This window comes from Streptomyces sp. NPDC093225 (assembly GCF_044753805.1).
Taxonomy (GTDB): Bacteria; Actinomycetota; Actinomycetes; order Streptomycetales; family Streptomycetaceae; genus Streptomyces.
This window is the reverse complement of the sequence record NZ_JBIVNX010000046.1, coordinates 1-19,693: the sequence shown is the minus strand read 5'-3', so window position 1 is coordinate 19,693 and position 19,693 is coordinate 1. Positions and strand designations below refer to the sequence as shown.

General features: G+C 73.3%; 18 protein-coding genes. 7 read left to right on the top strand and 11 right to left on the bottom strand.

Features of this window, described 5'->3' with window-relative positions; genetic code table 11:
* Positions 1–204 precede the first annotated feature (204 nt).
* Complete coding sequence (locus tag ACIQCH_RS30655) at positions 205–588, top strand: hypothetical protein (RefSeq protein ID WP_402586233.1); 384 nt, start codon at positions 205–207, stop codon at positions 586–588.
* A gap of 78 nt (positions 589–666) precedes the next feature.
* On the opposite strand, the gene ACIQCH_RS30650 is transcribed toward ACIQCH_RS30655, so the two are convergent.
* Positions 667–3,702 (bottom strand): BTAD domain-containing putative transcriptional regulator, encoded by a 3,036-nt coding sequence (locus ACIQCH_RS30650; protein ID WP_402586231.1) that lies wholly within the window; start codon positions 3,700–3,702, stop codon positions 667–669.
* A gap of 189 nt (positions 3,703–3,891) precedes the next feature.
* On the opposite strand from ACIQCH_RS30650, the gene ACIQCH_RS30645 reads away from it, so the two are divergent.
* Positions 3,892–4,368 carry a phospholipase gene (locus tag ACIQCH_RS30645; RefSeq protein ID WP_402586229.1) on the top strand — a complete coding sequence of 159 codons (477 nt, stop codon included), beginning with the start codon at positions 3,892–3,894 and terminating at the stop codon, positions 4,366–4,368.
* Positions 4,369–4,435: 67 nt separating this feature from the next.
* Here ACIQCH_RS30645 and ACIQCH_RS30640 read toward each other — a convergent pair whose 3' ends face one another.
* Both ACIQCH_RS30640 and ACIQCH_RS30635 read right to left on the bottom strand, forming a co-directional pair.
* Positions 4,436–6,712, bottom strand: coding sequence for a DPP IV N-terminal domain-containing protein (locus tag ACIQCH_RS30640; RefSeq protein ID WP_402586227.1), 2,277 nt, complete (start codon positions 6,710–6,712; stop codon positions 4,436–4,438).
* An 86-nt stretch (positions 6,713–6,798) separates the two neighbouring features.
* Positions 6,799–7,470: a DUF4097 family beta strand repeat-containing protein gene (locus tag ACIQCH_RS30635; protein ID WP_402586225.1), complete on the bottom strand. Its 672-nt coding sequence runs from the start codon at positions 7,468–7,470 to the stop codon at positions 6,799–6,801.
* A gap of 244 nt (positions 7,471–7,714) precedes the next feature.
* Here ACIQCH_RS30635 and ACIQCH_RS30630 point away from each other — a divergent pair, with 244 nt between their 5' ends.
* Together ACIQCH_RS30630 and ACIQCH_RS30625 are read left to right on the top strand one after the other, a co-directional pair.
* Complete coding sequence (locus tag ACIQCH_RS30630; protein ID WP_402586223.1) at positions 7,715–8,482, top strand: helix-turn-helix domain-containing protein; 768 nt, start codon at positions 7,715–7,717, stop codon at positions 8,480–8,482.
* An 11-nt stretch (positions 8,483–8,493) separates the two neighbouring features.
* Complete coding sequence (locus ACIQCH_RS30625; RefSeq protein WP_402586222.1) at positions 8,494–9,081, top strand: histidine phosphatase family protein; 588 nt, start codon at positions 8,494–8,496, stop codon at positions 9,079–9,081.
* Positions 9,082–9,302: 221 nt separating this feature from the next.
* On the opposite strand, the gene ACIQCH_RS30620 is transcribed toward ACIQCH_RS30625, so the two are convergent.
* The gene (locus tag ACIQCH_RS30620) at positions 9,303–9,896 is read right to left on the bottom strand and encodes a hypothetical protein (protein ID WP_402586220.1); all 594 of its coding nucleotides are present in this window, start codon (positions 9,894–9,896) and stop codon (positions 9,303–9,305) included.
* A 142-nt stretch (positions 9,897–10,038) separates the two neighbouring features.
* Positions 10,039–10,539 (bottom strand): hypothetical protein, encoded by a 501-nt coding sequence (locus ACIQCH_RS30615; protein WP_402586218.1) that lies wholly within the window; start codon positions 10,537–10,539, stop codon positions 10,039–10,041.
* 277 nt (positions 10,540–10,816) lie between these two features.
* On the opposite strand from ACIQCH_RS30615, the gene ACIQCH_RS30610 reads away from it, so the two are divergent.
* Positions 10,817–11,644, top strand: a complete 828-nt coding sequence (locus ACIQCH_RS30610) for an alpha/beta fold hydrolase (RefSeq protein WP_402586216.1) — start codon at positions 10,817–10,819, stop codon at positions 11,642–11,644.
* 162 nt (positions 11,645–11,806) lie between these two features.
* A complete protein-coding gene (locus ACIQCH_RS30605) occupies positions 11,807–12,340 on the top strand; it encodes a carboxymuconolactone decarboxylase family protein (protein ID WP_402586269.1) in 534 nt (177 codons plus the stop codon).
* A 39-nt stretch (positions 12,341–12,379) separates the two neighbouring features.
* Here ACIQCH_RS30605 and ACIQCH_RS30600 read toward each other — a convergent pair whose 3' ends face one another.
* The 3 genes from ACIQCH_RS30600 to ACIQCH_RS30590 all read right to left on the bottom strand — a co-directional run bounded on the left by ACIQCH_RS30600 (position 12,380) and on the right by ACIQCH_RS30590 (position 13,811).
* Positions 12,380–12,796, bottom strand: a complete 417-nt coding sequence (locus ACIQCH_RS30600; RefSeq protein ID WP_402586214.1) for a hypothetical protein — start codon at positions 12,794–12,796, stop codon at positions 12,380–12,382.
* A gap of 83 nt (positions 12,797–12,879) precedes the next feature.
* Complete coding sequence (locus ACIQCH_RS30595; protein ID WP_402586212.1) at positions 12,880–13,440, bottom strand: HAAS signaling domain-containing protein; 561 nt, start codon at positions 13,438–13,440, stop codon at positions 12,880–12,882.
* Positions 13,437–13,811, bottom strand: a complete 375-nt coding sequence (locus ACIQCH_RS30590; protein WP_402586210.1) for a PadR family transcriptional regulator — start codon at positions 13,809–13,811, stop codon at positions 13,437–13,439. The genes ACIQCH_RS30595 and ACIQCH_RS30590 overlap by 4 nt, the downstream gene beginning before the upstream one ends.
* Before the next feature lie 142 nt (positions 13,812–13,953).
* On the opposite strand from ACIQCH_RS30590, the gene ACIQCH_RS30585 reads away from it, so the two are divergent.
* Complete coding sequence (locus tag ACIQCH_RS30585; RefSeq protein WP_402586208.1) at positions 13,954–15,312, top strand: cytochrome P450; 1,359 nt, start codon at positions 13,954–13,956, stop codon at positions 15,310–15,312.
* 92 nt (positions 15,313–15,404) lie between these two features.
* On the opposite strand, the gene ACIQCH_RS30580 is transcribed toward ACIQCH_RS30585, so the two are convergent.
* The 3 genes from ACIQCH_RS30580 to ACIQCH_RS30570 form a co-directional block, all read right to left on the bottom strand.
* Positions 15,405–17,234 (bottom strand): FG-GAP-like repeat-containing protein, encoded by a 1,830-nt coding sequence (locus ACIQCH_RS30580; protein ID WP_402586206.1) that lies wholly within the window; start codon positions 17,232–17,234, stop codon positions 15,405–15,407.
* A gap of 316 nt (positions 17,235–17,550) precedes the next feature.
* Positions 17,551–18,660, bottom strand: coding sequence for a selina-4(15),7(11)-diene synthase (locus ACIQCH_RS30575; RefSeq protein ID WP_402586204.1), 1,110 nt, complete (start codon positions 18,658–18,660; stop codon positions 17,551–17,553).
* A gap of 247 nt (positions 18,661–18,907) precedes the next feature.
* The gene (locus tag ACIQCH_RS30570; RefSeq protein ID WP_402586202.1) at positions 18,908–19,339 is read right to left on the bottom strand and encodes a VOC family protein; all 432 of its coding nucleotides are present in this window, start codon (positions 19,337–19,339) and stop codon (positions 18,908–18,910) included.
* Positions 19,340–19,693 lie beyond the last annotated feature (354 nt).

Sequence of the window (19,693 nt, the reverse complement as noted above, 5' to 3'; positions counted from 1 at the left end):
TCGACGTCGGTCTGGGTGGCGGCTGTGGCCGCCACCATCGCCGATGCCGCTGTCCCGCCGATGTCGGATCGATTTCGGCCTACCGGACCGGCCCGCTCCGGCGGCGAAATAGGAGCAACATCGGCCCGACAGCGCTGCTTCGTAGCGTCCTTCCCGTCGCCCCGGCCAGGAGGCGACGACCTGGACTCGACGAGGAGACCACGCATGCGTAGCACCCGCACCGTTCTCGCCGGCATCCTCTGCTCCGTGGCCGCGGCCGTGGCACTGACGGCAGGGTCGACCGGTCAGGCGGCGGCGAGCGAGCTGCCCGCGGCACCGGCCGTCGTGAACGGCCTGGCGGACGAGGTCCCGTGGACCCCGCCGCACCCGGCCCCGCAGGGCGCGGAGGGCGCGAACGGCACGACCGCCACGAACGGTACGGACGACGAGGTCCCGTGGACCCCGCCGCACCCGGCTCCCCAGGGCGCCGACAGCGCGAACGGCACGACCGCCACGAACGGTACGAACGGCACGGACGACGAGGTCCCGTGGACCCCGCCGCACCCCGCCCCGAGCGGCACCGACGGCGACGTCGCCGCCAGGCCCTGAGGGACGTCCCCGGCGCCGGCCGGGAACACGGTGGGGAGGCCCGGACCGCGTACGGCGGGTCCGGGCCTCCCGGCGTCGTCAGGACTCCAGGACGCGGACCAGGTCCGGCGGCGCGACCGGGCCGGCCGCCGCCGTGACGACCAGCAGGGCGCGGTCCAGCCGGTCCCGCCAGACCGGGGCCCGCAGTTCGTCGAAGACCGCGCGGGCGGACCCCAGCCGGAGCGCGGCCTCGGGCCCACCCCGTACGGCGAGGGCGAACCCGAGGTCGGACTCGATCCGGGCCCGCAGGAACCGGTCCGAGACCTCCTCCGCCAGCCCCAGCGCCTCCAGCAGCACCGTCTCGGCCCCCGGCCAGTCGCCCCGGCGCCAGCGGGCCTCGCCGATCCCGCGCAGGGCGTGGGCCTCGCCGAGCCGGTCGCCGTCCTCGCGGGTCAGCTCCAGCACCGTGAGGCAGTTGCGCTCCGCGCCCTCGGGGTCGCCGAGGCGCAACAGCGCCTCGGCCAGCCGGTAGGTGTTCTGGGTCTCGCCGCGGACGCTGCCCGCCGCCCGGCTCTTGGCGATGGCCTCGTCGCACAGCGCGATGCCCTCGGAGAGGTTGCCGCGCTCGAGCTCGAGCTGGGCGAGCAGCCCGAGCGCGTGGGACTCGCCCGCGGTGTCGCCCACCGCCCGGAAGCCCTCGAGGGCCTCGCGGGCGTCGCGGGTCGCCTCGTCCAGGTCGCCGGAGAAGCGGGCGCACAGGGCCAGGTTGCGCAGGGTGACGGCGCGGCCGTGCACCTCCCCGACCGTGTCGAAGAGCGTCAGGCTGCGCAGCAGCAGGGGGCGCGCCTGCGGGTAGCGGCGCTGGTAGATGGCCAGGGTGGCCAGGGAGCGCGTCATCGACGCCTCGCCGAGCGTGTCGCCCGTACGCGCGGCCGCGGCCAGCGCCTGCTCGGCACAGGTACGCCAGTCCTCCAGGTAGTTGTGGGCCTCGAAGAGGGTGGTGCTGTTGAGGGTCAGCCCCCAGGCGTAGCCGGCGGAGCCGTCGCAGGCCGCCGCCTGGGTGACGACGTCGACGAGGGCGGCCCGCTCGGACTCGAACCAGTCCATCGGGTCGGCGAGGAGCTCGTCGACGAGGTCGGCCGGCAGCGGGACCTGGCTCACCCGGCCGTAGGTCACCGCGTGGGAGCCGCCGTACGTGCGTTCGCGCGCCGCGTCGGCCAGGTGCAGCCAGCCGCCGTACGCCCGTTCCAGGGCGGCCATGCGCTCGTCCTCGTCGTCCTCCGCCTGGGCGCGTTCCCACGCGAAGAGCCGCAGCAGGTCCTGGAAGCGGTACCGGGGGGCGGGGCCGGCAGCGGCCGACACCTCGAGGAGCTGGGCGTCGACGAGCTGCTCGATGAGGTCCTCTGCGTCGACCGGCTCCGCGTCGATGAGGGCCGCACCGACCCAGGCCGCGAAGTCGGACACGTTGAGCAGGCCGAGCCGGCGGTAGAGCTGCCGGGCGGCCGGGGACAGGTCGCGGTAGCTGAGCCGGAACCCGGCCCGTACCCCGCCCTCGCCGGGGCTCAGTTCGTCCAGCCGCCGGCGCTGGTTCTCGAGCCGGGTGACGAGGTTGCGCACGGACCAGTGGGGTTTGGCGGCGAGGCGCGCGCCGGCGATGCGCAGGGCCAGCGGCAGCCGGTCGCAGAGCTCGCCCAGCCGTTCGGTGGCGGCGGGGTTCGCGGCGATCCGGTCGGCGCCGGCGACCTCGGCGAGCAGGACGGTGGCCTCCTGGCCGGTCATCGTGTTCAGCGCGATGCGCAGCACGGCGTAGTCGCCGATCAGGTCGTCCATGAGGTCGCGGCCGGTGATGACCACGCAGCAGCGGCCGTTGCCGGGCAGCAGGGGCCGGATCTGCCGGAACGAACGGGCGTTGTCGAGGACGATCAGGACCCGCTTGCCGCCGAGCACGCTGCGGTAGAGGGCGGCGCGGTCGCCGGGGTCGGCCGGGATCTGCGGGGCCGGCACGCCGAGGTCGCGCAGGAACCGGTCCAGGGTGATGGCCGGCGCCACGGGCTCGTAGGTCTCGTCGTAACCGCGCAGGTCGGTGTAGAGCTGGCCGTCGGGGAAGCGGGCGGCGATCTGGTTGGCCCACTGGAGGGCGAGGGCGGTCTTGCCGACGCCCCCTATGCCGCTGATGGCGGCCATGGTCAGCGGCGACTGCCCCAGGCGTTCGTCCAGCATCCGGTCGAGGGCGCTGAGTTCCTGGGCGCGGCCGGTGAAGGAGGCGGACGCGGCCGGCAACTGGGCGGCGATGTGGGGGGCGGGCGCCGGTGCGGGGTCGGCGGGCGGCTGCGTCAGCTCCGGCGAGTCGCTGAGCACGAGGTCGTGCAGGCTCTGCAGGACGGGTCCGGGCTCGATGCCCAGTTCCTCGGACAGCAGCCGGCGTCCCTCGCGGTAGAGGGCGAGGGCGTCGGCGCGGCGGCCGGAGCGGTAGTGGGCGAGCATCAGGTGGGCGCGGGCCTGCTCGCGCAGCGGGTGCTCCTTGACCAGGGCGTGGAGCTCGGGGATGAGGACGCGGTGCCGGCCGAGCTGGAGCCGCAGTCCGGCGTACTCCTCGTGGACGTCCAGGCGCAGCTCCTCCAGCCGGGCCGCCTCCTGTTCGACGCGGGGGCCGGTGACCCCTTCCAGGGCGCGGCCGCGCCACAGGGAGAGGGCCTCGGCGTACGCGTCGCAGGCCTCGGGGTTCTTGCCGCTGCGGGCCAGCTCGCGAGCCTGGCGCACGGCCTCGTCGAACGCGGCGGCGTCGATGCGGTGTTCCAGGGGGTGCAGGACGTACCCCGGGTGCGCGGTGCTGATCAGCGAGCCGGCGTCCTTGAAGGCCTTGCGCAGGCCCGCGACGCAGATGGCGATCTGGTTGCGGGCCGTGGTCGGCGCCCCGGCGGGCCAGACGGCGTCGATGAGGCTGTCGACGGACACGATCCGGCCGGGCGCCAGCAGGAGCATGGTCAGGACGGTCCGCTGGCGCGCTCCGCCCAAATGGACCGACGTTCCGTCAATGTGTACGTCCAGTGGTCCTAAGAGCCTGAATACGACCTCTCGCACCGTTGCGATCCCCCCGTGTATGCGTGTGCGTCCTCCCCCGACGCACCCGCCCATGTGACCAGTTACCGGTCAGTAGATCCACTGGAGCGATCTCGCGCGACTTTGCCGGTTCCTCGTCCGGAGAACGTCCGGGACGCAAGAAGATTCCGTATAGCCGCATAAGGGTTCGGTAATATTTGGGCCTTCCAGTCTGGGCGCATCGGCGCGGGGGCCCTCCCGGCGCCACCCGTTGGAGGGATCCTGATGCGCCGTCGACTCACCGCCGTCTCCGCCACCCTCGTGGCCGGCATCGTCGCTCTCGCCACCCCGGCCTCCGCGGCCCCGGCCGACAAGCCCCAGGTGCTGAGCAGTTGGACGCAGACCAGCGCGGCCAGCTACAACGCCTGGGCGACGGCCCGCGCCCACCAGGGCGACTGGTCCGCCTACGGGTTCGACTGGTCGACCGACTACTGCTCGTCCTCCCCGGACAACCCGTTCGGGTTCCCCTTCCAGACGTCCTGCGCCCGCCACGACTTCGGGTACCGCAACTACAAGGCGGCCGGCTCCTTCAGCGCGAACAAGGCGCGGCTCGACGACGCCCTCTACGCCGACCTCAAGCGGGTCTGCGCCGCGTACTCGGGCGTGAAGAAGGCCTCGTGCGACTCGACCGCCTGGACCTACTACCAGGCCGTGAAGGCCTTCGGGAACACGGCGGCCGTGGACGGCGGCGCCGTCGCCTGACCGCGACGTGCCGCGGCCCCCGCAGCCCCCGGTGTTCCGGGGCGGCGGGGGCTGCGGCACGTGTCGGTCAGGAGAACAGCTCGGCGAGCAGCTCGGGGCCGACGGGGATGGGGGCGGGACGGTGGGCGGGGGGCCGTACGCCCGCCAGTTCCCGAACGAGGAAGTCCCAGCAGCGCGTGCGGACGTAGGCGATGTGGTCGATGAAGGTGTGCTCGGCACCGGGGACGACCAGGAGCTCGAAGTCCTTGCCGGCGGCGATCAGGCGGTCGGCCAGGCGCAGCGTCTGGTCCGGGTGGACCTGGTCGTCCATCTCTCCGTGCACGAGGAGCAGTCTGCCGGCCAGGCGGTCGGCGAGGTCGAGGTTGGAGGTGCGGGCCCAGGCCTCGGGCCGGTCCGCGCCGTCGTAGGCCTCCACGAAGCCGAGGCTGAAGCGGGGGGCGTCGTGCGAGCCGGAGAGGGCGACCCCGACCTTGAAGACCTCGGGGTGGTCGAGCATCGCGCGGGCGGCGGCGTAGCCGCCTCCGGAGTGGCCGAGGACGCCCGTCCGGTCCAGGTCCATCCACGGTCGGGTCCGCGCCAGTTGGCGGAGGGCCGCGACGTGGTCGGCGAGGTTGCCGGCGTCGGCGAGTCGGCCGTAGGAGGCGTCGTGGAAGGCCTTGTCCCGGCCCGGGGTGCCGCGGCCGTCGAGGGCCACGACCACGAAGCCGAGCGCGGCGAGGGGTTCGGCGTCCAGGCCCATCCCGCCGGGGTCGAAGGACGGGGCGACCCGGTTGACCTGCGGGCCGGGGTAGACGTTGTCCACCACCGGGTAGCGCCGGTCGGGGTCGAAGCCGCGCGGCTTGTAGAGCACGCCGTAGACGTCCGTGACGCCGTCGGCGGCCTTGACGCGGAAGCGCTCGGGCGCGGTCCAGCCGGTGGCGACCAGTGCGGTGACGTCGGCGCGTTCGAGCTCGACCAGCACGCGACCGGTGCGGTCGCGGACCGTCGTCACGGGCGGGGTGTCGACGGTGGAGGCGGAGTCGACGAAGTACGCCCCGCCGGGCGCCGTGGTCACCACGTGGTCCAGGTCGTCGTCCGTGAGCCGCGCGAAGCCGGTTCCGTCCAGGCCGACCCGGCAGACCGTGCGCCGGTAGGGGTCCTCCTCGACCAGCCCGGACGCCGTGAAGTACAGCACCCGCTCGGCCTCGTCGACGTGCAGGATCCGGCGGACCGCCCAGGGCCCCGAGGTGACCTGTCCGAGGAGGGCGCCGGTGTGCAGGTCGTAGCGGTAGAGGTGGCCCCAGCCGTCGCGCTGCGAGTACCACAGCACCTCGTCGGCCAGCACCTGCACGATCGGCTGCTCGTACGCGAACTGGTTGGGCTCCACCCGCGTGGGCCCGCTCTCGGCGAGCACGGCGGCGACCTCGCCGGTGGCCGGGTCCATCCGGTGCAGGGTGAGGGTGCGCAGGTCGCGCGGCCGAGCGAGGTAGTACACCGCCGAACCGTCCTGCGCCCACCACGCCCATCCGAGGGTGATCGGTGACATCACGGGCATGAGCAGCGGTTCGGCCTGGGCGCGGACCGTCCCGGCCGCGGCGACGTCCAGGACGACCAGCTCGGCCTGCGGCACGTGCGCGTCGCCCGGGTGGGCGAACCGCTGGGTGTGCAGGCGGGGTGCGCCTCCGTCGGCGGGTCGGGCCTCGGTGAGGTGGGTCTCGCGGACGGCGCGCTCGTCGGTCCGGTGGGCCAGCACCTTCGTCGAGTCGGGCGACCAGGCCACCGCGGGCGGCAGGTGCGGCAGGCCGAACTTCCGCAGCAGGGTGCCGTTGGCCGTGCACTCCGGGCCGTAGCCGTAGCCGTGACCGGGCGCGCCGTCGGTGGTCAGGGCCCACTCGCGGCCGTCGGCGAGCGAACGCACCCACAGGTCGTGACCCCGCCGCGACACGGCCAGCTTGCCGTCGGGGGACGGCACTTCCAGCGGGCTGCCCGGCGGCGTGGCCTCGGCGGGCTCGCAGGCGTAGTCGACCAGACCGCAGCGCCAGTACGCGCCGAACGCCGCGAACTCCACGGCGTCGGCGGCGAACACGACGGCCGCGAACGGCAGGGCCTCGGGGTCGACCGGCCGGCCGGAGGCGGCCGCGAGCGCGGCGGCCAGCCGGGGGTGGTCGAAGGCCGGCTCGCGGGTGCCGGCCGCCGGGTCGGCGCGTACGAAGCGCTTGCCGGTAGGGGTGCTCACCGCGTACCAGAAGCGGGCGCCGGCGTCGGTCCACTGCGGCCTGACCCGGTCGCCGACCACGAGCTCGCCGGGGCGGGCGGGGCGGCGCAGCAGCAGCTCGGCGGCCTGGTAGTCCTCGGTGGTGCTCATCGCGTTCGTCCGTCCTCGGTTTCGGTGGTGGGTGTGGTGGCGCGGCGCCGAGGCGGCGCCGTCGCGTCGGGGGGCGGGGCCGCTGCTCAGAGGCTGCGGGCGGTGATGTCGCCGTAGGAGGTGGTGGCGTGGATGTTCAGGGCGGCGTCGGTGCCGTGGGTGTTGTTGAGGGTGTTGTGGATGCGGCCGTAGGCGGTGCCGGCGTCGAGGGTGGCGGAGACGCCGCGGGCGGCGCCGACCTCGATGCGGCCGTGTTCGGTGCGCAGGGTGACCGTGCCGGCGACGGCCTCGGTGATGCGCAGGTCGCCCTTCTGCGTGGTGATGTCGGCCGGGCCGGCGAGGCGGCCGACGGTGACGTCGCCGGCCTGCAGGGCGAGGCGGGCGCCGGCGGTCTCGTCGAGCTTGACGGTGGCCTGCGCGGCCCGGAAGGCCACGTCGCCCAGCCGTCCGACGCCGCGGAGTTCGGCGGCGGCCGCCGTCGCCTCGACGTGGGAGCCGGCCGGCAGCTGCACCGTCACCTCGACCGCACCCGAGTTGCCCAGCACCCGGTTCCCGCCCTCGGCGGCCACGATCCGCAGGACGCCGTCGGCGTAGCGGACCTCGACCTGCTCGGCCGCCTTCACGTCCCGGCCCTTCGCGGCGTCCGCGGGCAGGACCTCCACCACGGTGTCCACGCGGTCGGCGGCGATGAACCGGATACGACCGGCCGGGACGTCGACGACGGCGGAGACCGGGGCGGCGGTGGCGAACTTCTGCATGACGTTTCTCCTTCTCCAGCGGCGGGGGCCTTGTTGCCCTCGCCGTTTCTGATGAGCGAAAAGCTACGTTGCATTCAAGGATCGAGCAACATACTCGTTGCATGAAATCAGAATCTATGCAGGTCAGAGCCACATTTTCATTGCAACGACCCTGACGACTAACGCAACAACCTGCCACCTGACGTTGCAATGAGATGAAGCTGAAGGCTAAGCTCGGCCCACCACGCAGCACGAAGGAGACCCGATGCCGGGAGGCAGACTCACCCAGCAGGAACGCCAGCAGATCGCGCTGGGGCTGGCCGACGGCCTCGCCTACGCGGAGATCGCCAGGCGCCTCGACCGCCCGACCTCGACCGTCACGCGCGAGGTGATGCGCAACGGCGGCCCCACCGGCTACCGGGCCGACCTCGCCCACCGCGCCACCGAACACCGCGCCCAGCGCCGCAGGCAGGCCGCGCCCCGGGAGCCGGGCACGCCCCCGCGGGCCGACGGACGCGACGCCGCCGAGGTGCGGGCGTACGAGGAGGTGTTCACCACCGTCCTCATGGCGTCCGGCGTACCCAAGATGATGGCCCGAGTGCTGGCCTGTCTCTGCACCACGGACTCGGGCAGCCTCACCGCCTCCGAACTCGTCCAGCGCCTCCAGGTGAGCCCGGCGTCCATCTCCAAGGCGGTCGCGTTCCTCGAGGAACAGGGCCTGGTCCGCCGGGAACGCGACGAGCGCCGCCGCGACCGGTACGTCGTGGACGACGACATCTGGTACCGGTCGATGATGGCCAGCGCCCGCTCCACGGCCCAACTCGTCGAGACCGCACGGCAGGGCGCCGGCGTCCTCGGCCACGGCACCCCGGCCGGCACCCGCTTCGAGAACATCGCCCGCTTCCTCGACTTCGTCTCCGAGAGCATCGTGCGCGCCGCCGAACAGGCCCGCGACGTCCTCTCCGCGAAGCCCGGGACCGACGCCGAAGGGCCGCACGGAGCGGGCACCCCCGACGGGCGACCGATCGGGTAGCGTGCGCGGGCATGGGTGAGCTCGTAGTGATCAGGCACGGCCAGACGGAGTGGAGCCTGTCGGGCCGGCACGCCGGCCGGACCGACGTGGGGCTGACCGACGCGGGTGAGGCGGCGGCCAGGGCCCTGGCCCCGAGGCTGGCCGACCGCCCGCTGGCCGCCGTGTTCAGCAGTCCGCTGAGCCGCGCCGTGCGGACGGCGGAGCTGGCCGGTCTGACCGGCGCCGAGCCCAATCCGGACCTGCTGGAATGGGACTACGGGGGCTACGAGGGACTGACCGCCGAGCAGATCAGGGAGTCGAGGCCGGGCTGGGACCTGTGGCGGGACGGCGTCGTTCCCGGCGACGACGACCATCCCGGCGAGCAGCTCCAGCAGGTGGCCGCGCGCACGGACGCGGTGCTCGACCGCGTCCGTCCGCTGCTGGCCGAGGGGGATGTCGCCGTCGTCGCGCACGGCCACCTCGCCCGCGTGCTCACCGTCCGCTGGCTCGGCCTCGACGCGTCCGCGAGCCGACTGCTGGGACACCCGCATCCGGGCACCCTCAGCTTCCTGGCCACCGAAGACGGCCAACCGGTCATCTCCGCCTGGAACGTCCCGTAGCCCGAGCCCGCCGCGGGTCCGCGCCCGGGCGTGGCGGACCGTCGCGAGTGGTTCCGGCTGCCGTACGGGCGTGAGGAGCACCGGAACAAGACCGAGCCAGCGCACGGCCCTCCGGCGGGCCGTCTTCGACGAGCGCGCCCATGAGGGCGACGTACTCGGTCGGCTCGTCCGGGAGTACCTCGCCGGCCGCGAGCGTGACCGCGACCACGACGCCGCGCCGCTCAGCCGTCGAAGTGGAGCCCGGGTCGGGTCCAGAGGGTGAGGTCGCTGCTGGTGGCGACCGCCAGGGTCAGGCCGGAGGGGGAGAAACCGGCGGCGCGGAGTTCCGAGCACTCGGAGTGGAAGACGTGCCACCACGTGCCTCCCGCCGGGCCCTTGTGGGACCCGCCGTCGGCGGAGAGGATGACGCGGTCGTGGGGCCACTCGGGGCTGACGACGTCCAGGGTCCAGCCGTCCGGTGTGGTGCGGTGCAGGCCGCCGCCGAAGAGCCCGGCGATCCGCACCGGCGTGCCCTCGATCGGGCCGAGACCGGGACAGGTGAGCTCCGGCGACGCGTCCGGAGTGCTGGTGTCGGGGTCCGGATCGCGGTCGCGGGCGACCCGTTCGCCGGTGACCGCGTCGAAGAGTCCGTAGCCGGTGCTGGACACGGCCATGACGAGGTCGTGCCCGCTGCCGGGATGGACGGCGAAGCCGACGCCGAGCAGACCCCCGACGGCGATGCCGTGGTCCGGCACCGGCCGCCACGGCTCCGGGGCCGGCATGACGGTGGCCGCGATGTAGCGCTCGCGCAGTCGCTGCTGGTACTCGGTGATCAACTCGTCTCCCGAATGCCGTCCGCGTCGAGGGTCCGGACCACCAACGATCTCAGGGTGACGGGTCCGGCCTTACCCCAGGGGTAACGGGGCCGCTCCGCTCCGGTCGGTGCCGATATCCACGCCGTATCCCTGGCTTCGTGATTCAGAGCCCCGCTACCACTTCACCGCAGGTCGGGTCATGTGGCTGGCGGTCCTGAAGCGCGACCAGGACCGCTCGTGCGACCCGGCTGAATCGCTCGAGAGCGAGTGCTGCCTGTTCTTCTCCCGAGCGGATGAGAACAGTGACGACATTCTTAAGGACCTCGTCGGTCCCACTCCCGATGGGCTCTGGTAGCCCCGCGAGGAGTTCATACTTGGGCCACCTCTCGATCCGTGCTGCGAGAACCGAGAGACGCACATCGGCGATACGTGATCCTGCTGTCTTCCCAGGACCTGTCTCAGCTTCCCGTGCCTCGGCAAACAACCCCAGGGCCACCAGCGTGTGCAGAGAACCTTCACCCATGGGTTCTGAGACGTTCCAAGTCGCAAATCGCCGCTCGCGGTCAGCGCGGCCGTCAGGCAACTGATCGTGGGCGCTGATCAGCTTGCGGGCCGCGATCCGCGCCGAGGTCCATAAGGCGCTGTCAGCCTGTCCAGTGGTCATGGCCCCGATTGTGCCTCCTCGCAGGATGGACGACCTTTTCCGTGCGGGCCCGAGCGTCCCGGTGGAAGGTGAACGGAAGGCCTGATGACGGCCGGTGGCTCCCTGTTTGGCTCCCTCCGGACGCAACAAGCTGTCCGGAAGGGCGCTGAACTGCGCTTTCCGCACCTCGGACGCGGCTGTGGAGTTACCCCAGGGGTAATCGACCCGTTGGCCGGTGGCCGGCCAGAGTGGTCACGCGACGACGACGGGTCGGTCGGCCACCAGGGAGGGATCGCTCATGCCGTACTTCGAGGGACACGACGGGACGCAGCTCTTCTCCACCGACTGGGGCCGGGGCGAGCCGGTGGTGTTCGTGTCCGGGGCGTGGCTCGGCAGCAGCGCCTGGGAGTTCCAGATGCTCCCGCTGTCCGAGCGGGGACTGCGCTGCATCGCGTTCGACAAGCGCGGGCACGGCCGCTCGGACTGGGTGGGGCACGGCTACGACTACGACACCCTCGCCGACGACCTGGCGGCCCTGCTCGACCACCTCAACCTGCGCGGGGTGACGCTCGTCGCGCACTCGATGGGCGGCGGGGAGGTCATCCGGTACCTGTCCCGGCACGGCTACGACCGGGTGGCCCGGGTGGCGCTGGTCTCGGCCACCGCGCCGCTGATGGCCCGGACCGCGGACAACCCGGACGGGATCGACGCGAAGCTCTTCGAGGCCGTGACACCGGAGCGGACCGCGGACCGGCCGCGGTGGATGGCCCAGAACGCGCAGGCCTTCTTCGCGACGCACCTGGGCAACCGGGTCTCCTCCGAACTCGTGGCGTGGACGGTGCAGAAGTGCCTCGACTGCTCGGCGAAGGCCGCCCTGGAGGTGGTCAGGACCGGGTTCGCCACCGACCTGCGCGAGGAGGCCGCCGCGCTGCGGGTGCCGACGCTGATCGTCCACGGGGCCGCCGACGCGTCCGCGCCCGTCGAGCTGTGCGGACGGCGGCTCGCGGCGCTGGTGCCGGACAACGTCTACAAGGAGTACCCCCTGGCGGGCCACGGCATCTGCATCAGCCACGCCGAGCAGGTCAACCAGGACCTGCTCGAGTTCATCGGCGACGGTCCGGCCTGACCGGGTGCAGGGCACGGGGGCGGACCCCGGCGGCCCCGGCCGTCCGTCCTCCTCGGAGAGTGGCTTCGACATCTCCTCCGCACGGCCGTCACATCGGCGGGGCGGGGTCCGTCAGTGGGGTGAGAGCAGGACGCAGAGCCCGGAGGAAACGAGATGAGCGACATGACCGACGTCACGCAGACCACCGCCACCACCACCCGCGCCGCGGCCACCACCCGCGCCGCCGCCGAGTCGCGGCTGCCGAACCCGGCGCGCCTCGTGCCCGAGCTGGGGGCCGTGGCCGGGGCGCTGTACAAGGCCGTGACCAACGGTTCGGTCGCCAAGACGACCATCGACCTCATGCAGCTGCGGGCCGGGCAGATCGTCGGCAACACCTACCTGACCGTGATGCACACCGACAGCCTCCGCAAGGACGGCGTCACCGAGGAACGCATCACCGCGGTCGCCTCGTGGCGGGACGCGCCGTACTTCAGCGAGGCCGAAGCGGTCGCGCTGGAGCTGGTCGAGGCGGTGCTGGTGGGCGGCGACCGCGGCGAGCGGGTGCCGGACGCGCTGTACGAGCGGGCCGCGGCGGTCTACGACGAGACCGCGCTCACCACGCTGGCGCTGGCCATCGGCCAGGTCAACTTCTTCGTCCCGCTGGCCGTGATCGGCAAGCCCCTCCCCGGCCTGAAGCCCTCCGAGCAGTGGCGCTGAGGCGAGCGGCCCGCACCGGCGCGGGAGCACCCGCCCGGGTCACGGTGCGGGTGCGGGCTGCGGGGCTTCGCGGGACAGGACCCGGCGCAGGCCCTTGAACAGGGGCTCGCGCGGGGCCGGGGCCTGCTCGGACCGGTGCATGAGGCGGGCCGGGTGGATGCGCAGGACGGCGGTCCGGCCGCCGCGGTCCTGGTCGAGGGTGACCAGCCAGGTGCCGTCGGTGGTGAGGTACGCGGTGCGGGCCGGGGCGTCGCCCGGGCGACCGGCGGCGGCCATCCAGTCGGGGACGAACGTGCGGGCCAGTTCCTCGGCGAGCTCGGCCGCGCCCTCCCGGCCGCCGTCGACGGGGTCGCTGAAGTAGAGGGACATGTGGGTGGATGCCACCGTCCGCGTGTCGACGAGGTAGGTCTCGTTGCGGCGTTCCTCGACGAGGACGTGCCAGTTCGTGCCGGTCATGGCGCGACCGTATGCGGGAAGACCGTCCGGGACAACGGACTTGAGCTTCTTCTGCGGTGGCCCGGGCTCCGGCCCCCGCCCGGTCAGGGGCGGGCGGCCCGCAGCAGGGCGGCGGCGCCCAGGACCGGCACGAGCAGCGAGGTCGCGGCGATCACGAGGAGTTCCACCGCGCCGAGGCGGCCGACGGCGAGCAGGAACGCCCCCAGGAGCAGGGCGACGGGGACGGCCGCGCAGGCGGCGGTGGCGACCAGCTTGGGTCGGGTGCCCCACTGACCGGAGGTCCACAGCAGGACCAGACCGGCGATCAGGGCCAGGGTGCCGACGTAGGAGTTGAGCAGGACCAGGATGCCGGCGCCGGCGAGCAGGCCGACAGTCAGGCGGGTGCGCGTGCCGTTCTCGGCGGGGGCCGCCGGGGCGGTGGCGGGGACGGGCTCCTCGGCGAGGGCGGAGGCGGCGACCGTGCGGGGGTCGCCGAGCTCGGCGAGCACCTGGCGCAGGCGCTCGTCGTCGTCGGTGTCGCTGACCTCGATGTGCTCGCGCAGGTCGGCGAGGAGCTCGGCGCGGCGGTCGACGGGCAGGACGGCCGTCTCGCGCTCGACGGCGGCGAGGTAGGCGGTCACCAGCGGGTTCTCGATGGCGTTCATGCGGAATCCCCCTGCGGGTCGTGGAGAAAGTGGTCGACGGCGTCCCGGAACAGCGGCCACGCCTGGGTGAACTCGGCGAGGGCCGCCCGGCCCACGGCCGTGAGGGTGTAGTACCGGCGCGGCGGGCCGCTGGGGGACTCGCGCAGCTCGGTGTCGACGTACCCCTCGCGGCGCAGCCGCGACAGCAGGGGGTAGATCGTGCCCTGACTGGTGGTCATGACGCTGACCGCGGAGAGCTCGGTGAGGAGCTCCACCCCGTAGCGCGGCCCGTCCCTCATGAGTGCGAGGACGCAGTACTCCAGCACCCCCTTGCGGAGCTGGCTGGGGACCCGGCCGCCCTCCGCCTCGTTCTTTGCGATACCAGGAACCATGCAATGCAAGATAGCTGGGCGCCGCGACCCCTGCAAGACCGTCAGGCGCGCGCCGGGGGCGGGAAACCGGGCCGCCGCCCGGTACCGGGGCCGACCGGGGGATCATGTTCGACGCAACCCCCACGGGAAGGAACCGATCCGCATGACCCACGTCGCCGGGCCGCGGCCCCACACCTCCGTCCCCCGCGCACCGGGCGGCCTTCCGCTGCTGGGCCACGCGCTGGCCCTGTGGCGCGACCCGCTGGGCTTCCTGTCGTCGCTGCGCCGGCACGGTGACCTGGTGCGCGTGGACTTGGGGACGCTGCCGATGTACGTGGCGACCACACCGGAACTGGTCCATGAAGTGACGGTTCGCCAGGCGGGTTCGTTCGAGAAGGGACGTTTCTTCGACCGGCTGCGGCCCCTGGCCGGGAACGGCCTGGCCAACTCCGACGGCGAGCTGCACCGCAAGCACCGGCGCATGATCCAGCCGATGTTCTCCCGCGACCGCATCGCGGGGTACTCGGAGACGATGAGCGCCAACGCACAGGCGCTGGCGGACTCCTGGTCCCCGGGGGACGTGGTCGACCTGGAGCAGGTCATGGCGGGGTACGCCGTCGAGACGCTGGCCCGGACCCTGTTCTCCACCGACATCGGCCTGCCGGCCGTCGAGGCGGTGCGCACGAACCTGCCGGTCCTGCTGGCCAACCTCCTCATACGCGCCGCCTCCCCCGCGGCGCTGGACCGGCTGCCGATCCCCGCGAACCGCCGCTTCGACCGGGCGGCGGCCGGCCTGCGCGCGGTCATCGACGAGGTGGTGGCCACCTCGCGCGCGGCCGGACCCACCGGCCACGACGACCTGCTGTCCCTGCTGCTGGCCGCCAACGACCCGGAGGGCGGTGCCGGGCTGACGGACGTGCAGGTGCGCGACGAGCTGGCGACCCTCCTGTTCGCCGGCGCGGAGACCACCGCCGCGACGCTCGCCTGGACCTTCCACGAGCTGGGCGCCCGCCCCGACGTCGAGGCGGAACTGGTCGCCGAGATCGGGCGCGTGGTCGGCGACGGCCCGGTGACCGCCGCGCACGTGCCGGAACTGCAGGGCGTCCGGCGCGTGATCGACGAGGTGCTCCGGCTGCACGGCGTCACGCTCCTGATGCGGCGCACGACCGAGCCGGTGACGCTGGGCGGCACCGCGCTGCCGACCGGCACCGAGGTGGCCTTCAGCCTGTACGCCCTGCACCGCGATCCGGAGCTGTACGAGAACGCCGACCGGTTCGACCCGGACCGGTGGCTGCCGGATCGGCAGGCGGCGGGGCCCGGCCGGCAGGCGTACGTCCCGTTCGGGGCGGGCAACCGCAAGTGCATCGGCGACCTGTTCGTCTGGACCGAGGCCACCATCGCGATCGCCACGATCCTGCGCCGGTGGCGGCTGGAGCCCGTGCCCGGTCAGACGCCGCGGGAGGTCGCCTCGGCCGTCGCGCACGCCGACCGCGTCCCGATGACCGTCGTCGCCCGGACCTGAGCCGACCCCTTCGGATCCCCCCGGTCAGGCACGTGCCCGAGCCCCCCAGCTCCTGCTGGGGGGCTCGGGCAGAGGCCGCCCTCGTTCCGTGTCTAGAGGCAGCCCGGGCCGACGGCGGGGTTGCTGCACGTGTTGCGGCCGGGGCCGCCGTTGTTGGTGTTGGTGCCGACGCCGCCGTCGAGGCGGTCGTTGCCCGCTTCGCCGAAGAGGGCGTCGTTCCCGGCGTTGCCGTTGATGGTGTCGTTGTTGTCGCCGCCGAGCAGGGTGTCGTTGTTGTCGTTGCCCATGATCAGGTCGTTGCCGGAGCCGCCTTCGACGCGGTCGTCGCCCGTGCCGCCGGAGACGGTGTCGTTGCCCGGCCCGGCGCAGACGAGGTCGTCACCGCCGAGGCCACTGACCGTGTCGTTGCCCCGGAGCGCGAAGATCACGTCGTTGCCGGGGGTACCGACGAGGTTGTCCGCACGGTCCGTCCCGACGATGGTCGGAGTGGCGTTGGCACAGGTCAGGGGGTTCACGACCTGGTTCACGGTGTTGCTGGTGGAGGGTGCGTAGGTGCCGTTCCCGCCGTACACAGCGGTGATGGCGTGGGTCCCGACCGTGAGGGCGGACGTGGTGAGGGCCGCCGTGCCCATGGCGTCGAGGGTGTCGGTGCCGATCGTGGTGGCGCCGTCCTTGAAGGTGACGGTGCCGGTGGGGGTGCCCTCGGCCCCGGTCACCGTGGCGGTGAAGGTCACGGGCTGCCCGACGGTGGACGGGTTGAGCGAGGAGACCAGCGCGGTGGTCGAGGCGGCCCTGACCGCCAGCAGGACCGACACGTCGTTGCCGTTGGCGTTCGCGGTGGCCAGGTCGGGGCGGGCGTCACCGTTGAGGTCGGCCACCGCCATTCCGGTCGGGGCGTCGCCCGCGGCGTGGTCGTCGGCCGTGCCGAAGGTGCCGGAGCCGTTGTTCGGCAGCACCGACACGCTGTCGCCGCCCTCGTTCGTCACGGCGAGGTCCAGATCGCCGTCGCCGTCGAGGTCGGCCATGGCCACGGTGAACGGCGCGTCGCCGACCGGGTAGGGCGTGGCGGTGCCGAACGTCCCGGAGCCGGTGTTCAGCAGGACCGACACGGTGTCGGCGTCGAGGTTCGCGGTGGCCAGGTCGGGGCGGCCGTCGCCGTTGACGTCGCCCACGGCCACCGAGAACGGGTTGTCGCCCACGGGGTAGTCCACGGCCGTGGCGAACGTACCCGAACCCGTGTTCAGCAGCACCGACGCGGTGTCGCTGCCCGAGTTCGCCACGGCGAGGTCCAGATCGCCGTCGCCGTCGAGGTCCCCCGTCGCCACCCAGAAGGGGGTCTGGCTCACGGGGTAGTTCACGGCCGTGTCGAACGTGCCGTTCCCGTTGCCCAGCAGCACCGACACGTCGTTGCCGCCGGCGTTCGCGACGGCCAGGTCGAGGTTGCCGTCGTCGTCGAGGTCGCCCACCGCCACCGAGACGGGCACGTCGCCCGCGGGGAAGTCCGTCGGCGTGCCGAACCCACCGGTCCCGTTGCCCAACAGCACCGAGACGTCGTCGTCCACCGCGTTCGCGACGACGAGGTCGGCGTCGCCGTCGCCGTCCACGTCCGCCACCGCCACCGAGACCGGCAGGGCGCCCACGTCGAAGTTCGTGGCGGTGCCGAACGTCCCCGCACCCGTGTTCAGGAGGACCGACACGTCGTCGCTGCCGGGGTTCGCGGTGACGAGGTCGAGAGCGCCGTCGCCGTTGAAGTCGCCCGTGGCGACCGACTGCGGCGCGTTGCCCACCGGGTAGTTGACCGGCGGGGCGAAGTCCTGGGCGTACGCCGCGGGGGCCCCGAGCACCCCGGTGAGGAACAGCGCGACGGTCGTGCCGGCCAGGAGGCGGCCGCCGTCGAGCGGCGGGTCCTCCGCCCCGGGCACGGCCCACGGTGTGAGGGGTAGCGCGGCAGACGGGCTGGTTCATCACGCGGCACCTTCGCATTCACGGCCCGGAAGCCGGACGGAACGGAGCGGACGGACCACCCCGAGGACCCGGCACGTGGACATCGACGGCACGGGCTCCTCGAAGACACCGGCGGGCGGACCCCGCCGGGGCTCACGCCGCCCGGCCGGGCAGCACTCTGGCACCGCCGGGCGGCCACGCGGCCGCCGCCGCCCCGCCCGGGCCCGGAAACCACCCGGAAGGCGCCCCGACGCCGTCCGTGCGGTCCTCGGCGCCCTCCTGTCCGGCCGCGCCTCACCGGACCCGGACGAGTCCGCCGCGGCGCGGGCGCTGGGTCGGCAGGAGCGCGGCCCGGGACGGTGCGCCCGGCAGGACGTCCCACCACCAGGCGATCGTGTCGATGCCCAGCGGCTCGGGACGGTCGTCGGTGGGGCTGTCGCAGAACCCGGTCGGCAGGCCCGCCGGGTCGTCGGGGGTGGTGTAGCGGACCGAGCTGATGCCCCAGTCCTGCGAACCCCGCACGAAGGAGCGCAGGCCCGCCATGTACTCGCGCAGCTGCGGACTGCCGGTCTCGGCGAGGTGGTCGGCCACGCGGACGAAGTGGGACAGCACCCGGTCCCGTTGGGCGACGGCGGTGGTCATGGCCTGCTCGTGGTCGAGCCCCTGGGCCTCCAGGACCCGCAGCACGTTGAGGTAGTAGCCGCGCGCGGTCCGGCGCTCCTTGTGGTCGGAGAGGATGTCGTTGTCCCAGGTGATGACGAACGAGGCCATCTCCTCGGCGGCGCGGACGGCGCGGTGGTCGCGCTCGTGCGGCTGGAGTTCGTACCCGTGGGCCATCTCCAGCAGGGGGAACACGACGGTGGTCGCCCCGTCGTAGAGGCGCATCAGGGTGTAGTCGGAAAGGCTGGGCACCGTGCCCGCGCTGCGGTGCGAGGCCTCCCAGACCACGGAGAAGGCGTACTCGCGCAGGCAGGCGACCCAGCGCGCCGCCTGGCCCGCCGTGCCCTGGCGGTCGATCCGGGTGCGCAGGTCGCGCAGGGCGCCGGCGAGTGGATCGTCGGGCAGGAGCGGCGCGTCCGGGGCCTGCGCCACGCGCAGCAACCGGTGCAGGATCCCGGTCAGTTCACCCGGGCTGCGGCCGAGGTCACTCTCCTCGCAGACCCCGTCGTCCAGGCCGAACAGCCACATCACGAAGTCGGCCAGCGTCTGCACCACGTCCCTGCGGCCGCAGGGGACGACGCGCGCGGCGAAGGTGCCGATCCCGTGCCGTACGAGCCGGCGGCGCAGCTCGTCCGACCCGATCCGGTGGGCCTCGGCCCAGTCGGCCGTCCGCAGGTCGATGGCGGCGTGCTCGGGGTGGATCGCCGGAGGTATGGGGGAGAAGAGCGGCGGAACAGCGGTCACGGGCGGGCCTCCTCTGTCAGGGCACCCGGCCGGCGCCGATGCGGCGTGAACCGGATGCACCTGTTCCTGCACATCGACTCGTGATCATCCGACATGCACATGGCCAATTCCAGTAGGACGATCCGCCCATACACCGCACTCGCATACGTTGTGCCGCCGCGAATCCGTACGGCCACCCGCATCGAGGGCGGAGCCCGGCCCGCCCCGGCGGCCCGCACCCGGGGCCGGATCGGGCCCGACCCCTCGCTCAGGCGGGGAGGTTGAGCTGCCAGGAGACGCCGAAGCGGTCGTTGACCCAGGCGAACCTGGGGCTGAAACCGTACGAGTCGGGGGGCATCAGGGTCGCGCCGCCGCCCTCGGTGAGGGCGGCGTAGAGCCGGTCGAGCTCCGCCTCCGAGTCACACCGGACGAAGAGGGAGACGGCCGGGGTGAAGCCGAACTCGTGGTGGGCGGGGCTGTCGATGCACATGAACTGCTGGCCGGCCAGGGCGAAGGTGGCGTGCTGGACGGTGCCCTCCTTGCCGTGGCCGGGAGTGTCCGGGCCGTACCGGGCCATGTGGAGGACCTCGGCGTCGTCGAAGAGCGAGAGGTAGAAGGTCATGGCCTCTTCGGCCTGCCCCTCGAACATCAGGAAGGTGGTGACCTTCTGAGGGGTGAATTCCGGGGTGCTGGACGTCATCTTCGTGAGCGTAGGGCGCCGCCGCCGGACGACGGGCACGACACGGGCACGACCCTGACGCCCCCTGCCCGCCCCCCACGAACCCACACCCGCCGAACCGACCGGAGGGGCGTAGCGATCGCAGCCGGCCCACCCCCCACCCACCCGCACCCGCCACCCGAACCAGTAGGGCGTAGCGATCGTGGGCGGCCTATGTAAGACCCCCACCCACCCGCACCCGCCACCCGAACCGGAGGGGCGTAGCGATCCGAGGCGCTGACCGGGTCGAGGGACTCAGCAGACCGAAGTCTTCACACCCGCCCCGGGCGTCTTTCCGGGGCCTGTCCGCCGAGGTCTTGCCCTTCCGGGCCGGGT

Bases quoted from the DNA above. Each gene is read 5' to 3' on its own strand.
- ACIQCH_RS30605 (WP_402586269.1), top strand. From the start codon at position 11,807: ATGACCGACGTCACGCAGACCACCGCCACCACCACCCGCGCCGCGGCC.
- ACIQCH_RS30615 (WP_402586218.1), bottom strand. From the start codon at position 10,539: ATGACCACTGGACAGGCTGACAGCGCCTTATGGACCTCGGCGCGGATC.
- ACIQCH_RS30600 (WP_402586214.1), bottom strand. From the start codon at position 12,796: ATGACCGGCACGAACTGGCACGTCCTCGTCGAGGAACGCCGCAACGAG.
- ACIQCH_RS30610 (WP_402586216.1), top strand. From the start codon at position 10,817: ATGCCGTACTTCGAGGGACACGACGGGACGCAGCTCTTCTCCACCGAC.
- ACIQCH_RS30630 (WP_402586223.1), top strand. From the start codon at position 7,715: ATGCCGGGAGGCAGACTCACCCAGCAGGAACGCCAGCAGATCGCGCTG.
- ACIQCH_RS30590 (WP_402586210.1), bottom strand. From the start codon at position 13,811: ATGGTTCCTGGTATCGCAAAGAACGAGGCGGAGGGCGGCCGGGTCCCC.
- ACIQCH_RS30640 (WP_402586227.1), bottom strand. From the start codon at position 6,712: ATGAGCACCACCGAGGACTACCAGGCCGCCGAGCTGCTGCTGCGCCGC.
- ACIQCH_RS30585 (WP_402586208.1), top strand. From the start codon at position 13,954: ATGACCCACGTCGCCGGGCCGCGGCCCCACACCTCCGTCCCCCGCGCA.
- ACIQCH_RS30595 (WP_402586212.1), bottom strand. From the start codon at position 13,440: ATGAACGCCATCGAGAACCCGCTGGTGACCGCCTACCTCGCCGCCGTC.
- ACIQCH_RS30645 (WP_402586229.1), top strand. From the start codon at position 3,892: ATGCGCCGTCGACTCACCGCCGTCTCCGCCACCCTCGTGGCCGGCATC.
- ACIQCH_RS30655 (WP_402586233.1), top strand. From the start codon at position 205: ATGCGTAGCACCCGCACCGTTCTCGCCGGCATCCTCTGCTCCGTGGCC.
- ACIQCH_RS30650 (WP_402586231.1), bottom strand. From the start codon at position 3,702: ATGGGCGGGTGCGTCGGGGGAGGACGCACACGCATACACGGGGGGATC.
- ACIQCH_RS30635 (WP_402586225.1), bottom strand. From the start codon at position 7,470: ATGCAGAAGTTCGCCACCGCCGCCCCGGTCTCCGCCGTCGTCGACGTC.
- ACIQCH_RS30625 (WP_402586222.1), top strand. From the start codon at position 8,494: ATGGGTGAGCTCGTAGTGATCAGGCACGGCCAGACGGAGTGGAGCCTG.
- ACIQCH_RS30570 (WP_402586202.1), bottom strand. From the start codon at position 19,339: ATGACGTCCAGCACCCCGGAATTCACCCCTCAGAAGGTCACCACCTTC.